Consider the following 14339-nt stretch of genomic DNA (forward strand, 5'->3'; position numbering starts at 1 on the left):
CGAGCCGGGTCCGGTATTCCCTCCATCGGCGTGCGCCGCCGCGGGTTGAGCCTTCCCGCCGCCCGCGCTGGGAGCGAACATCAAGGTTGGCTCAGGCGGCGGGCAAGGTTGACTCGCACCCATTCCACCGGGGCCCGCGATGCCGCAACCTGATGGACATGCGGAACTCAGCAAGCACCGGTCGCCTCGTCCTCGTCGCCATCCTGACGATGCTCGGGCTGTGCGGCGCACTGCTCCTGTCGCCGGCGGTCCCGGCCGCTGCCGCCGCCAAGTCCGGCAACGACAAGCTGGTGCTCAGCTGGGCCGACGGCGGCAAGGAGCTCCAGGTGAGCGGTTCCGCGTACCGGCCGAAGGCCGTGGTGGACATCCGCCTCGGCAGCGAGCCGATCCAGCAGGCCCGCAGCGACGAGAACGGCCAGGTCCGGGTCTCGGTGCCGCAGACGCTCATCACCGCCGGCCAGTCCGGCGCCAGCATCATCGTGGCCGGCCGCTCGGTCTCCGGCGCGTCGCGCGTGCTGATCTCCGCGGTCCCGCCGCGGGCCGCGGTCCGCGGGCCGGTCGACTTCCTGCCCTGGTCGCTCGGCGCGATCGCGGTCGGCGGCCTCCTGCTGGGCGCCCTGCACCGCCGCCGCTCGACCCGCGCCTCCGCCGCCTGATACCGACCCGCTCCCGAACGCTTCCCCGAAAGCCCCCAGCTGCCCCCAGCCTTTGGCGAGTGGATCTGACCCCCCGGGTCCCGCTCCCCCGAAAGGTCAGCGCATGGGATATGCGGCGCGCACGCTCGTCGAGGCGATCCCCGGTCCGGCAGCGATCGTGGACGCCGACGGCCGCGTCCTGGTCGCCAACGGCCGCTGGCGGCCGGACGGCGACGCCGCGTACCCGGGCGAGGGTGTCCTGCTGGCCGACGGGGACGCCGGCTGCCCGGCGCACGGCCGGCTGCTGTCCGCCACGCGCCAGTTGACGCCCCAGTCGCCGCCGACCGTGCTGGCCTGCCGGTGCGACGCGCCCGGCACCGGGGTACGGGTCGCGCATCTGGAGAGCGACTGCGGCGCGCACCGGCGGCTGGTCACGGTCGAGAGCGCGGCGGCGAACGGCGACGCCGGGCCGGACGACGCGGCGGCGCAGGCCAAGTCGCAGTTCCTGGCCCTGCTCGGGCACGAGATCCGGACGCCCGTCACCACCGTCGTCGCCGCGGTCGAGCTGCTGCGCGCCCAGCCGTTGCAGCAGGAGGTCCGCGAGGTCGTCGACAGCGTGCACCGGTCCGTGCACGCGCTCAAGGCCCTGACCGACGATCTGCTCGACCTGGCCCGCCTGGAGACCGGCGTGCTGCGGGTGGAGCGCGAGCCCGTCGCGGTACGCCCGGTGCTCGAGTCGATCGTCGAACCGCTCCAGCAGCAGGCCCGCCGCAAGGGCATCCTGCTGCTGGCGGCGCCCGCGCCGAACCTGCCGCCGACGGTGCTCGGCGACGTGCACCGGCTGCGCCAGGTGCTGACCTGCGTGGTCGGCAACGCGATCAAGTTCACCGAGACCGGCGAGGTCATCGTCACGGCCGCGCCCGACGGCGACGACGCGTACCAGATCATCGTCTCCGACACCGGGCCCGGCATTCCCGCGTCCGACCAGGCGCGCATCTTCGCACCGTTCGTGCAGGCGGACCCCTCCGCCGCGCGCCGGCACGAGGGCGCCGGCCTGGGCCTGGCGCTGGCCGCCCGGCTCGTGGAGTGCATGGGCGGCACGATCGCGGTGCGCTCGCAGCCGGGCGAGGGCTCGGAGTTCCTGATCCGGCTGCCGCTGCTTGCCGCGCCGCAGCCGCCGGGCGAGCAGGGGCCGCTGCCCCTGACCCACCGCCGGATCGCGGTCGCCGCGCCGTCGCCCCGCTCGACGCTCGCCCTGTCCTGGCTGCTCACGAGCGCGGGCGCCGAGCCGGTTCCGGTGCCGTTCGAGGACCTCGCCACGCGGGTCCGGGACGTCGACACGGTCCTGTGGTGCGACGACTCGCACGACCCGGAGGCCGTGCGCCGCGCCGACACGGTCATCGAGCTGCTCGGCCCCACCGGCCGGGCCCAGATGATCAGCACCACCGACCCGCGCACCGGCATCGTCCGCAAGCCCGACGTGCTGACCGCCCCGCTGGTGCTGCGCCGCCTGGTGGCGGCGCTGAACTGGGAGCGGACGGGCGTGCGCGGCGCGCCGATCACGGTGCCGCCGCTGGGCGGGGGCCGGGTGCTGCTCGCCGAGGACAACGACGTCAACCGGACCGTCTTCCGTCGCATGATCGAGCTCCTTGGCGTCGAGTGCGACACGGTCGCCGACGGCTCCGCCGCCGTGAGCGCGCTGCTCGGCGGTACGCCGTACGACGTGGTGCTGATGGACGTGCAGATGCCCCGCACAGACGGGCTGGAGGCCACCCGGCAGGTCCGCTCGGCCGACTGCGACACGCCGATCCTGGCCCTGACCGCGACGGCGCTGCGCGGCGACCGGGAACGCTGCCTCGAGGCCGGCATGAACGGGCACCTCAGTAAACCGATCACGCTGCCCGAGCTGCGGGCCGCGCTGGCGCCGTACCTCTCGGCCGCACCGGCGGCCGAGCCGGACGAACCCGTGCCGGCGCCGGACGAGGCCCTGCCGGACCTGAGCAAGCTCCGCGACCTGGAGGAGCAGCTCGAGGACCGGGCGCTGGTCGTCACCACCGTCAACACGTTCCTCTCCCAGCTCGACGGGCGCCGCTCGGCGCTGGCCGAGGCCCTGCGCAAGCAGGACCACGACGCGCTGCGCGCCACCGCGCACACGCTCAAGTCGTCGAGCGCCCTGCTGGGCGCCGATCCGCTGGCCGAGGCGTGCGCCCAGGTCGAGCGCAACGCGATCGCCGGCACCAGCGAACAGGACCTGACCGCGCTGGTCGCGGACGTGGAGAGCGCCGTCGCCGGCGCGATCCGGGTGATGTCCGGATACCTCGCCGACGAGAGGGCCGATGGTGCAGTACGACGCTGACTCCCCGAGCCCCGATCTGTCCGACGACTCCCGAAACGGTCCGACCATGCGACTCGCGTCCTCCCGTGCACAGCGGTGGTCGCTGCGCCGACGGCGCATCGTCCGGCTGCCCCGCCGGTACATCGTCGCGACGACGCCGCGGCCCGCCGCGCAGGTGTACGCCGAGCTTGAGCGCGAACGCCTGCGCAACGCGGAGCTGGAGCGACGGGTGAGCGAGCTGAGCCGCTCGGTGCAGGACCTCGAGGCCTTCGCCCGCGAGATCAGCCACGACCTGAAGGCGCCGCTGGCCGGCATCTGCGGGTACGCGCAGCTGCTCACCTACCTCGACGTCGGCAGCCCCCGCCCGGCGGACTACGACGACTTCGTCGCGGAGATCAACCGGGGCACCGACCGGATGAGCCGGCTGATCGACGACGTGCTGGCCTACTCGACGGTCAGCGGCACGGCTCTGCACCTGACGACGATCGACCTCGCCGCGCTCGTCGACGACGTGGTGGCGGACCGAGCCGTGGAACAGCTGCGGCCCGGCGCCGCGTCCTGGCCGGCGCCGCAGATCACCTGGGACTTCCTGCCGGCGGTCCGCGGCGACCACGGGATGCTGCGGCGGCTGCTGGAGAACCTGGTCGGCAACGCGCTCAAGTACGTCCGGCCCGGCGAGCCGGCCCGGGTGCACATCGCCGCGCGTACCGGTGACGACGGTTTCGTCATGGTCGAGGTGACCGACGAGGGAATCGGCGTGCCCGACGGGCAGCACGAGGCGATCTTCGGCGAGCTGCACCGGGCGCACGCGGACGCCTACCCCGGCACGGGGCTCGGCCTGACCATCTGCCGGCGGATCGTGCAGCGGCTCGGCGGCTCCATCGGCGCCGACCCGAACGTGCGCCGTGGCGCCCGGATCTGGTTCACCCTGCCCGCCGCCGGGCACACCGGCGCGGGTCAGGTCTCGGTCGCGGCGGACATGACCCGCTGACCGTGCGGCCCCCGGGCCGCGAGCTTGCGCAAAAACAGAGGTGCGCTTGAGGTCGGCTTGAGCTTTCTCGCCGATCGAGACCACCGACAAGTGACAAATCGAGAAGAGGCCAGATGGACGCGAGGCGATTGCTCACCAAGGTGAGCTTCGGACTGCTCGGAGCGGCGGTGATCGTTGTCGGCACGCCGAACGCGGTGTACGCGGCCGCGCCGGCTGCACCGACGAGCTTTACGGTCGCCCGCGCGGGCGACGACGTCAAGAAGATCAACGTGGGCTGGAAGGCGGTCCCCGGCGCGCACCACTACGTCGTCGAGAGCGTCGCCGGCAACGTCGAGACTGTCGTCAACGTGCCGTCCACGAGCCTGAGCTACACGGTCGACGCGCCCGACGTGTGCAGCAACTACAAGATCCGCGTTGGCGCGGCCGACGCCGCCGGTAACACCTCCAGCACCACGTACTGGACCCTCAAGTCGCTGGCCCCGACCTACGTCGGCGGCGTGGTGAACGGGCGCGAGGACAACGGCACGACCGTCACCGAGTCGTGGACCGCTCCCTCCTGGGGCGGCTACACCCCGCTGACCGGCTACCACGTCGTCTTCACCCGCATCAGCGACGGTGTCGTGCTTGTCGACAAGACCACCAAGGACACCACGTTCCGCTACGAGGGCGCCGACCCGGCCCGCGTCTACAACCTCTCCGTCACCTCCGCGAACGAGTTCGGCGAGTGCGCGACGGCCAAGTCGACGATCGACCGGTACCGCCCGGCCGACCCGACCGGCCTGGTCCTCCAGCGCCGCGCGGACGCCGCGGGCACCGTCGAACTGGTGTGGCAGCCGGCCCCGTCCGGCCCCGCGCCCACCTACTACCTGGTGAGCTACGGCACCGACAAGATCACCAAGTCGCTGCGGGTCGACGCGCCGGCCACCTCGGCCACGCTCACCCTCGACATCGCCAAGTCGTGGATGGTCGAGGTCCGGGCCTACAACGCGATCGGCGGCAGCAACGCGGTGACCGGCACGGTGCCCGTCTGGGTGCCCACGACCACGCCGGCACCGACCCCGCCGACGAGCCAGCCGACCCCGCCCGTCACGCCCGGCGACCCCACGCCGAGCGCCCCCGCGGCGACCGACCCGGCGGAGACGCCCGGCACCCCGGCGACCGAGCCCGCCGACGGCTCGACCACGAGCACGACGACCGTGAACACCGGCAACGACCGGACGCCTCCGACGATCACCACCACGCTCTCGGTGGCGCCGAAGAACGGCTGGTTCCACACGCCCGTCACGATCCACTTCACCTGCACCGACAGCGGTAGCGCGATCGCGACCTGCCCGGCCGACCTGCTCGCGGACAAGGACGGGGTGAGCCAGCGCTTCTCCGGCACCGCCGCGGACGCCGCCGGCAACACCGCCACCGTCACGCAGGCGCTGAGCATCGACCAGACGCCGCCCGTGGTCGTCACCAACGTCTCCGGCACCAAGGGCACCGACGGCTGGTACACCTCCGCGCCGTCGATCACCTTCACCTGCACCGACACCGTCTCGGGCCAGAACACCGTCTCCGTCTGCCCGACCGGCACCACGGTCACCAAGGACGGCGCCAACCAGAAGTTCACCGGCACCGCGTGGGACAAGGCGGGCAACTTCGCCACCGACACCGTGACCATCAGCGTCGACCGGGTGGCCCCGGTCATCACCGCGACCGTCACCGGCGACACCAACGCCGACGGCTGGTACACCACCGCGCCGACCGTCCACTTCACCTGCACCGACACGGGCTCCGGCGTCGCGGACTGCCCCGAGGACCGCAAGGTCACCAAGGACGACGTGAGCCAGGAGATCACCGGCACCGTTGTCGACAAGGCCGGCAACAGCGCGTCCACCTCGGTGACCCTGAGCGTCGACCAGGCCGCCCCGTCGATCGCCGCCACCGTGATCGGTACGGCGAGCGAGGACGGCTGGTACAAGTCCAACCCCACCGTCCACTTCACCTGTGACGACGCCGGCTCCGGCATCGCCACCTGCCCGGCCGACGTGACCGTGAACGGCGAGGGCGCGGACCAGGCCGTCACCGGCACCTCGGTCGACCGTGCCGGCAACACCTCCACCACGACCGTGCTCGTCGACGTGGACCGCACCGCCCCGGTGATCACCGCGACGGTGGCCGGCGCCGCGAACGCCGACGGCTGGTACACCGCCGCGACGACCGTCCACTTCACCTGCACCGACACGGGCTCCGGCATCGCGGTCTGCCCCGAGGACACCGAGGTGACCGAGGACGGCAAGGCGCAGACCCTCAGCGGCATCGCCGTCGACCGGGCCGGCAACACCGCCGAGGCCTCGGTGACGCTGAACGCCGATCTGACCGCGCCCGAGATCACCGCGACGGTGATCGGCGACGCGAACGCCGACGGCTGGTACAAGACCGCACCGACCGTCCACTTCACCTGCACCGACGCGGCCGCCGGCATCGCCAGCTGCCCGGCGGACGCCCCCGTCGACCTGGAGGGCACGAGCAAGGTCGTCGCGGGTACCGCGGTGGACAAGGTCGGCCACGTCAAGACCGCCTCCGTCACGCTGAACGTCGACCGGACCGCCCCGGCGATCAAGGCGACGGTCGTGGAGACGGCGAACGCCGGCGGCTGGTACAAGACCGCACCGACCGTCCACTTCACCTGCACCGACACGGGCTCCGGCATCGCCACCTGCCCGGCCGACACGACGGTGACCACGAACGGCGCCGCCCAGAAGATCAGCGGTACGGCCGTCGACAAGGCGGGCAACACCGCCACCGCCGCGGTCAGCGTCAACGTCGACCTGGTGGCACCGGAGATCGCCGCGACGGTGGACGGCACGAAGAACGCCGCCGGCTGGTACAAGACCGCACCGACCGTGCGTTACGCCTGCACCGACACGGTCTCCGCCGTGGCCGCCTGCCCCGCCGCCAAGGCGGTCACCACCGAGGGCGCCGCCATCAGCGTGGCGGGCACGGGCACCGACAAGGCCGGCAACGGCACCACCAGCACGCTGGCGCTCAACGTCGACAAGACCGCACCGGCGGTGTCGGTGGCCGGCGTGACCAACGGGGCCAGGTACGGCGCCGAGGGCGTGCCGTCCGCCACCTGCCGCACCGCGGACCAGGTCTCGGGCGTCGCCACCGAGGCGACGGCGACCACCAGCAACAACGACCTCGGCGTGCACACCGTGGTCTGCTCGGGCGGCGTCGACAAGGCGGGCAACGCCGCCGCGCCGGTGTCGGTCAGCTACACGGTCCAGGCGAGCGACGCCTGGCTGCTCAAGCTGACGCGTGAGTACCTGGGCAGCGGCCAGGATGCGGCGCTCAAGGACTTCGAGTCGGCCCTGGCCAAGAACAACTACTCGAACTACCGCGCCAAGGTCATCGTCAACTCGGTCGGCAAGAACCCGCCGCTGAGCGCCGGTGAGGCCGCGACGCTGCTCTACTGGTCCGTGGTTCTGGACCTGCGTAACTGACCGAACCGATGAATCGCAAGGGCCGGGGCTCGACATGAGCCCCGGCCCTCGCGCATGCCGGGGGCCGGCTCAGTGACCGGAGCCCGTGACGATCTTGCGTCGCTCGGACTCGTGCGCGCCGCCCTTCTTCGCGAGCGTGGCGCACGCCGCGGCGATGTCGCGGGCGAGCGTATCGACGTGCTCGCGGCACATCGTCTCCTTGACCAGCGCCCGCATTATCGTCACCTCCTGCGCGTCCGGCGGGAGGGTGTACGCCGGCACCATCCAGCCGCGCTCGGCCGAGAGCTGCCAGGCGATGTCGAACTCGTCGAAACCGTTGTCGGCGGCGAGGCGGAACGCCACCAGCGGTAGCTGCTCGTCATGGAAACCGATCAGCTCGAACAGGCCCATCGCCGTCAGCTGCTCGCCGAGTGCCCGGGCGTTGGTCTGCATGTTCTTCAGGACGTAGGTGTATCCGGCCCGGCCGTACCGCACGAGGTTGTAATACTGGGCCAGCACCATCGACGAGCCGGTGGAGAAGTTCAGGGTGAACGTCGAGTCGGTCTTTCCCAGGTAGTTCTCCTTGAAGACGAGTTCCTCGGCCAGGTCGGCCGTCTCGCGGAAGATCAGCCAGCCGATTCCCGGGTAGACGAGGCCGAACTTGTGCCCGGAGACGTTGATCGAGCGGACCTGCTCGAGGCGGAAGTCCCAGGCCGAGTCGGGATAGAGGAAGGGCCACACGAACCCTCCGCTGGCGGCGTCCACGTGCAGCGGCACGTCGATCCCGCGCTCGCCCTTGATCCGCACCAGCAGGTCGTTGATGCCGACGATGTCGTCCTTGTGCCCGGTGAAGGTGGTGCCGAGCACGGCCGCGACGCCGATCGTGTTCTCGTCGATGCGTCCCTCGATGTCCTCGGGGCCGATCGTGTACTTGCCGGGCCGCAGCGGCACGATCCGCGGCTCGACGTCGAAGTAGCGGCAGAACTTCTCCCAGACCACGTGCACGTCGCCGCCGAAGACGAGGTTGGGGTTCGCGGTCGCGCTACCGCGCCGTTTGCGCCAGTTCCACTTGAGCGAGAGGCCGCCGAGCATGATCGCCTCGGAGGAGCCCTGCGTGCGCGCGCCGGTCGTCTCGCCCGGCGCGTGGTAGAGGTCGGCGAGCATCCGGATGCAGCGCTGCTCGATCTCGGCGGTGCGCGGATACTCCGCGTGGTCGATGAAGTTGCGGTGCAGGTTCGCGGCGATGATCCGCTGCGCCTCCGGCTCCATCCAGGTCGTGACGAAGGTCGCCAGGTTCCGCGTCGGATCCCCCTCGAGCGCCAGGTCCTCGACGACGAGGCGGAACGCGTCCTGCGCGGACATGCCCGTCGCCGGGAACTCCCGGGACGGCACCTCCGTGGTGATGAACCGGTTGCCGAACAAGGCGGCGTCGGCCTCGGATATGGCGGTCATTCGCTCTCCTGTCGTTCAGGCGCCGGGCGGACCCGGCGCTGCCGGACGGCCCGTCTCCAGGCCGGGAACATCAGTACGGCCCCGGCCAGGAAGCACAGCGCGCCGAGCAGCGTGCCGGCGACGGCGAGCCGTTCGTCGAGCGTGTCGCCGGTGCCGGGAAGGACGTAGCTGGCCAGGGCGGACGCCATGAAGAAGATGGATCCGACCATGTTCAGCCACGCGACGGTCCACGGAAGTGACCGCGGCCGCCAGGACCAGAGGCTCCCGACCGCGAGGATGCCGAAGACGCTCGACACCAGGAAGAGCGTCGATCCCACGGCGTCCGGCCGCCACACCCGCCGGTCCTGCGCCTGCACCGAGGCGTTCTGCACCAGGGCTGCGAGGGTGCTCATGTTGAAGAACAGCGTCCCGGCGAACTGCGTGATCGCCGCGAGCCAGCCCCGGTCGTCCGGCCGCCGGCGCCAGAGCGTCACGGGCTGCGGCACGTGCTGCCCGCTCTCGTCGACATCGGTCATCGCCGGGGTCTGCGCCTGCAGGAGTTGCAGGTACGACGCCGAGGTGAAGAAGATCGAGCCGACGAAGTAGGTGAGTGCGTCGCCGACTCCCCCGACCGCGTCGCTGTAGGCCGGCACCGAGCCCAGCACGAAGCAGGACGAGCCCACGATGAACAGGCTCGCGGTCGCCGCGTTGAGGCGCACCGGCCGCATCCTCATGACGCTCCTTCGGTAGGGCCAGGGTTCCAGCCTCACCCGTGACCCCGATCCCGCGACTCATCCGCTCGGGATGATTCTGTATTCGTCGGCGTATCACGACAGCCGTGCGATTGCACGGGAGCATTCAATTCACGTTTGCCCAGGTCAGGCCGAGATAAAAGGCTGTTCGAGCATATTTCCAATGCGATAACCGTAGACAATGCGGCCCGGAATCATTCCGTGTAAACGGCGGACAGCCGGCGGTGGGACATGGTCCGATATGCGAGCAATAGGACTGCCTCAGAAGGGGAGACATGAACAAGGCAACACGGATGGCGGCGATGGGCCTCGGCCTGCTCGCCGCCGCGACGCTCGGCACGGGACCGGCTCAGGCTTCGCCCTCGACCGGACACACGGCCCCGAACAGCTCGGTCGCGAGCGGGCAGTACGACGGCTGGGACGAGGACGACGGGCTGTACAACCCGTACTGGCCCGGCGGCTATGGCTACGGCGGCGGCTACGGCGGGTTCGGCGACGGCGGGTACCCGGACGGCTTCGGCGACGGCTACGGCGACGGCTACGGCCCCGGCCTCGGCGAGGACTACGGCGACAGCCTCCAGATCTAGCCGATCGGGTACCACCGAATAGCGTGACGAATCAATTGCGGGCCACACCTGTCGGGTGTGACCCGCGATTGATTTCCGCTCCGGGCGTTGCTATGCAACGAGTTGCATAGCAAGATGCCTCCATGGCCCTGGAGCACGCGATACTGGTCTCCCTGCTGGAGCAGCCCGGGTCCGGATACGAGCTGGCCCGGCGCTTCGAGCGGTCCATCGGCCGCTTCTGGACCGCGACGCATCAGCAGATCTACCACGTCCTCAAGCGGATGGAGACCGACGGCTGGGTCACGGCCGTCGAGATCGGCCAGGGTGGGCGGCCCGACAAGCGGTCCTGGTCTGTTGCCGCGCCGGGCCGGGACGTGCTCACCGCGTGGCTGCGGGCACCGGTGCAGCCGGAGGCGGTCCGCCACGAGCTGGCCGTCAAGATCCGCGGGGCCGCGTTCGACGACGCCGGCGGGCGCGCGGCGCTGATCACCGAGGTCGAGCGCTACCGCGCCACCCACGAGGACACCCTCGACCGCTACCTGACCGGCGAGCGCCGGGACTTCCCCGACGCCGGCACCCTCGACACCGGGCAACGCCTCCAGCACGTGGTGCTGCGCGGCGGCATCGCGTACGAGCGGATGGTGCTCGACTGGCTCGACGACGTCCTCGCCACGCTCCGCGGCCTCGACCGCTGACCTCTACACCCACCCGTCACCCGCCCGGAGGAAGGGGAACGCCGTCATGGCGAACTCGCTGCTGTTCAACCCGCACACCTACGATCCCGCGCACCTCGACGCCGAGACCCGCAGGCTGCTGCGCGCCACCATCGACTTCTTCGAGAACCGCGGTAAGAAGGAGCTCCTGGGCAGCTACATCGACCGGGCCTGGTACGGCGACTTCCTGGACTTCGCCGCCAAGGAAGGCCTGTTCGCGACGTTCCTGACCCCGGCGGCCGACGGCGACGAACCCGCCAAGCGGTGGGACACCGCCCGCAACGCGGCCCTGAGCGAGATCCTCGGCTTCTACGGCCTCGGCTACTGGTACACCTGGCAGGTCACCGTCCTCGGCCTCGGCCCGGTCTGGCAGAGCGCCAACCCGGTCGCCCGGGCACACGCGGCGCGGCTGCTCACCGACGGGCACGTCATGGCGTTCGGGCTCTCCGAGCGCGGCCACGGCGCCGACATCTACGCCACCGACATGATCCTCACCCCGGACGCCTCGGGCGGCTTCCTGGCGAGCGGCACCAAGTACTACATCGGCAACGGCAACGTCGCCGGGCTCGTGTCGGTCTTCGGCCGCCGCGCCGACGTCGACGGGCCGGACGGCTACGTCTTCTTCGCCGCCGACAGCCGGCACCCCGCGTACCACCTGGTGCAGAACGTCGTGAACGCGCAGATGTACGTCAGCGAGTTCCGGCTCGAGGACTACCCGGTACGCGAGCAGGACGTGCTGCACACCGGCCGCGCCGCGTTCGACGCCGCGCTCAACACCGTCAACGTCGGCAAGTTCAACCTCTGCACCGCCGCCATCGGCATCAGCGAGCACGCGATGTACGAGGCCGTCACCCACGCGCACCGGCGGATGCTCTACGGCAAGCCGGTCACCGACTTCCCGCACGTGCGCCGCGAGCTCGTCGACGCGTACGCCCGGCTGGTCGCGATGAAGCTGTTCAGCGACCGCGCCGTCGACTACTTCCGGTCCGCCGGCCCCGACGACCGCCGGTACCTGCTGTTCAACCCGATGACCAAGATGAAGGTCACCACCGAGGGCGAGAAGGTCATCGACCTGCTCTGGGACGTGATCGCCGCGAAGGGCTTCGAGGCGGACACCTACTTCGACAAGGCGGCCAAGGACATCCGCGGCCTGCCCAAGCTCGAGGGCACCGTGCACGTCAACCTCGCGCTGATCCTCAAGTTCATGCCGAACTACCTGCTCAACCCGGCCGTGTACGCGCCGGTGCCGCCGCGCTTCGACCCGGCCGACGACGAGTTCCTGTTCCGGCAGGGCCCGGCCCGCGGCCTCGGCGCGATCCGCTTCCACGACTGGCGCATCGCCTACGACGCGCACGCCGACCTGCCCAACGTCGCGCGCTTCCGGGAGCAGGCCGACGGCCTGTGTGCCCTGCTGACCGGCGACGCGCCCAGCGAGGAGCAGCAGCGCGACCTGGACTTCCTGCTCGCGATCGGCCACCTCTTCGCGCTCGTCGTCTACGGCCAGCTGATCCTGGAGCAGGCCGAGCTGTCCGGACTCGACCGGCACCTGGTCGACGAGATCTTCGCGATCCTCGTGCAGGACTTCTCCGCGTACGCGATCGAGCTGCACGGCAAGGCCGCCACCACCGCCGAGCAGGCCGCGTGGGCGCTGGCCCAGGTCCGCCGCCCGGTGGCCGACGCGGCGCGCACCGCCGCGGTGTGGGACCAGACCGTCGCGCTCTGCGGCGCGTACGAGATGCGGCCGTAGCGGCCTGACGGCGGCCGGGCTGGGCTCAGTGCCGGAACTTGTCGGACACCGTGCGCAGCTGCTGGGAGAGCTGGGACAGCTCGGCCGCCGCCGACTCGGTCTGGCTCGCCGCCTCGTGGGTCAGGTTCGTCGTGTCCGCCACCCGGGCGATCGAGTCGGAGACCCCCGCCGCCGACGCCACCGCCGACGAGATGCTCGCGACGATCTGCCCGGTCGCGTTCGTCTGCGCGTCCACCGCCTCGGAGATCGAGCGTTGCAGCTCGTCGATCCGGTCGATCACCGCGCTGATCCGGGTGATCGCCTCGAAGGCCTGCGCGGTGTCGGTCTGCATCGCGGTCACCTTCGCCGCGATGTCCCCGGTGGCGGAGGCCGTCTCGCGGGACAGGTCCTTCACCTCGCCGGCGACCACGGCGAAGCCCTTGCCCTGCTCGCCGGCGCGGGCGGCCTCGATCGTCGCGTTCAGGGCCAGCAGGTTGGTCTGCTCGGCGATGGCCGTGATGATGCTGACCACCGCGGACACCTCCTCGCTGGAGCTGCGCAGCCGCTCGATGGTGCGGTTGGTGGTGACCGCCAGCCCCACCGCCTCCTTCGCCACCGTGTCGGCCTCGGTCACGGCCGAGGTGATGTCCTGGATCGAGCCCTCCAGCCCCCGCGCCGCGCTCGTCGTCTGATCCACGCTCGCCGTGACCATGCCGATGTCGCGGCTCGCCGCCGCCGCCTCCGACGAGGCCGTGCCGGCGCCCTCGGAGAGCTGCCGGCTCGTCGCGGTCAGCTCCTCGGAGGCCGCCGCCACCGAACCCGCGTTGCCGGAGATCTCGGTCAGCGCGGCGCGCAGCGAGCCGACGATCGCGTTCAGGCTCGCACCGAGCTGGGTCAGTTCGTCGCTGCCCGACAGGGAGGCGTCCACCGTCAGGTCGTAGGCGGCGATGGACTTGGCCGCCGACAGGCAGCTGTCCACCCGGCGGGCGATCCGGCGGCCCAGCATCAGCGCGACGCCGCCCAGGACCAGCGCGGCCAGCAGGCCGACGACCACGGTGAGCAGCTTCGCCCGGTCCGCGACCGCGTTGGCCTCGTCGTAGGAGTCCTTGACCCGCACGGTGATCTCGGACCGCAGCGCGTCCAGGCTCTGCGCCATCTTCTTGTCGACCTCGTCGTAGGCGGGCCGGGCCGCGAGGGCCGCGGAGCGGGTCGGGTCCGAGGCGACCCGGCTGGCCAGCGTCACGATCCGCTGACCGGAGGCGATCAGCTCGTCCAGGGTCGGCAGCACGGCGTCCGCCTGCTCCCGCATGTCGGGCATGTACCGGATCACGTCGTCGATGCCGGCCCGGGCCTGCGCCACGTTGGCACCCATGCTGTCCAGAACCGTCTGACGTTCGGTCGCGTTGTTAGTGACCAGTGCGGCCAGCACGTTGCCCCGGTACAGGGCCCGGGCCAGGTCGGTGGACTGCACCGCCTGGAGCGCCGCCGCCGAGTTGCGCGCCTGCGCCTGCTGGTCGGCCAGCGCCGAGGTGCCGCGATAGCCGATCGCCCCGGCGACGATCACCAGCACGAACCCGATCACGGCGAGGCCGGCGATCTGGCGCCGGATGGTGAACGTCACGGGAACCTCCCTGACCGAAGATTAACCGGAAAGCGCTCATATCGGGCACCTTCCGCTCAGGTCGGCCCGCCGGGAACCGAAGAGATCAGTTAGGTACCC

The 14339-nt window shown here is 71.3% G+C and carries 10 protein-coding genes; 7 read left to right on the plus strand and 3 right to left on the minus strand.

The window, feature by feature from the left end:
• Nucleotides 1–158: 158 nt before the first annotated feature.
• The 4 genes from BJ971_RS22730 (at nt 159) to BJ971_RS22745 (ending at nt 7452) form a co-directional block, all read left to right on the plus strand.
• The gene (locus tag BJ971_RS22730) at nt 159–656 is read left to right on the plus strand and encodes a hypothetical protein (protein ID WP_184995253.1); all 498 of its coding nucleotides are present in this window, start codon (nt 159–161) and stop codon (nt 654–656) included.
• 103 nt (nt 657–759) lie between these two features.
• On the plus strand, nt 760–2991 hold the full coding sequence (locus BJ971_RS22735; RefSeq protein ID WP_184995254.1) for an ATP-binding protein: 2232 nt from the start codon (nt 760–762) through the stop codon (nt 2989–2991).
• Between the two features lie 46 nt (nt 2992–3037).
• Entirely contained in the window at nt 3038–3961 is a 924-nt protein-coding gene (locus BJ971_RS22740) for a sensor histidine kinase (RefSeq protein ID WP_184995255.1), read from the plus strand.
• A gap of 113 nt (nt 3962–4074) precedes the next feature.
• Nucleotides 4075–7452, plus strand: coding sequence for a fibronectin type III domain-containing protein (locus BJ971_RS22745; RefSeq protein ID WP_184995256.1), 3378 nt, complete (start codon nt 4075–4077; stop codon nt 7450–7452).
• A 69-nt stretch (nt 7453–7521) separates the two neighbouring features.
• Here the strand turns inward: BJ971_RS22745 and gad are convergent, their stop codons facing one another.
• A complete protein-coding gene (gad, locus tag BJ971_RS22750; protein WP_184995257.1) occupies nt 7522–8883 on the minus strand; it encodes a glutamate decarboxylase in 1362 nt (453 codons plus the stop codon).
• Nucleotides 8880–9596, minus strand: a complete 717-nt coding sequence (locus BJ971_RS22755; protein WP_184995258.1) for a hypothetical protein — start codon at nt 9594–9596, stop codon at nt 8880–8882. Before BJ971_RS22755 ends, gad begins: the two co-directional genes overlap by 4 nt.
• A gap of 293 nt (nt 9597–9889) precedes the next feature.
• Here BJ971_RS22755 and BJ971_RS22760 point away from each other — a divergent pair, with 293 nt between their 5' ends.
• From BJ971_RS22760 to BJ971_RS22770, 3 genes are all read left to right on the plus strand, one after another.
• Entirely contained in the window at nt 9890–10201 is a 312-nt protein-coding gene (locus BJ971_RS22760; RefSeq protein WP_184995259.1) for a hypothetical protein, read from the plus strand.
• A 122-nt stretch (nt 10202–10323) separates the two neighbouring features.
• A complete protein-coding gene (locus BJ971_RS22765; protein ID WP_184995260.1) occupies nt 10324–10875 on the plus strand; it encodes a PadR family transcriptional regulator in 552 nt (183 codons plus the stop codon).
• Between the two features lie 46 nt (nt 10876–10921).
• Nucleotides 10922–12640: an acyl-CoA dehydrogenase family protein gene (locus tag BJ971_RS22770; protein ID WP_184995261.1), complete on the plus strand. Its 1719-nt coding sequence runs from the start codon at nt 10922–10924 to the stop codon at nt 12638–12640.
• Nucleotides 12641–12665: 25 nt separating this feature from the next.
• Here the strand turns inward: BJ971_RS22770 and BJ971_RS42240 are convergent, their stop codons facing one another.
• Nucleotides 12666–14240: a methyl-accepting chemotaxis protein gene (locus BJ971_RS42240; protein ID WP_184995262.1), complete on the minus strand. Its 1575-nt coding sequence runs from the start codon at nt 14238–14240 to the stop codon at nt 12666–12668.
• Nucleotides 14241–14339: the final 99 nt, after the last annotated feature.

It is taken from the genome of Amorphoplanes digitatis (assembly GCF_014205335.1).
GTDB lineage: Bacteria > Actinomycetota > Actinomycetes > Mycobacteriales > Micromonosporaceae > Actinoplanes > Actinoplanes digitatus.

Bases quoted from the DNA above. Each gene is read 5' to 3' on its own strand.
- BJ971_RS22735 (WP_184995254.1), top strand. From the start codon at position 760: ATGGGATATGCGGCGCGCACGCTCGTCGAGGCGATCCCCGGTCCGGCA.
- BJ971_RS22760 (WP_184995259.1), top strand. From the start codon at position 9,890: ATGAACAAGGCAACACGGATGGCGGCGATGGGCCTCGGCCTGCTCGCC.
- BJ971_RS22755 (WP_184995258.1), bottom strand. From the start codon at position 9,596: ATGAGGATGCGGCCGGTGCGCCTCAACGCGGCGACCGCGAGCCTGTTC.
- BJ971_RS22730 (WP_184995253.1), top strand. From the start codon at position 159: ATGCGGAACTCAGCAAGCACCGGTCGCCTCGTCCTCGTCGCCATCCTG.
- BJ971_RS22765 (WP_184995260.1), top strand. From the start codon at position 10,324: ATGGCCCTGGAGCACGCGATACTGGTCTCCCTGCTGGAGCAGCCCGGG.
- BJ971_RS22770 (WP_184995261.1), top strand. From the start codon at position 10,922: ATGGCGAACTCGCTGCTGTTCAACCCGCACACCTACGATCCCGCGCAC.
- BJ971_RS22745 (WP_184995256.1), top strand. From the start codon at position 4,075: ATGGACGCGAGGCGATTGCTCACCAAGGTGAGCTTCGGACTGCTCGGA.
- gad (WP_184995257.1), bottom strand. From the start codon at position 8,883: ATGACCGCCATATCCGAGGCCGACGCCGCCTTGTTCGGCAACCGGTTC.
- BJ971_RS22740 (WP_184995255.1), top strand. From the start codon at position 3,038: ATGCGACTCGCGTCCTCCCGTGCACAGCGGTGGTCGCTGCGCCGACGG.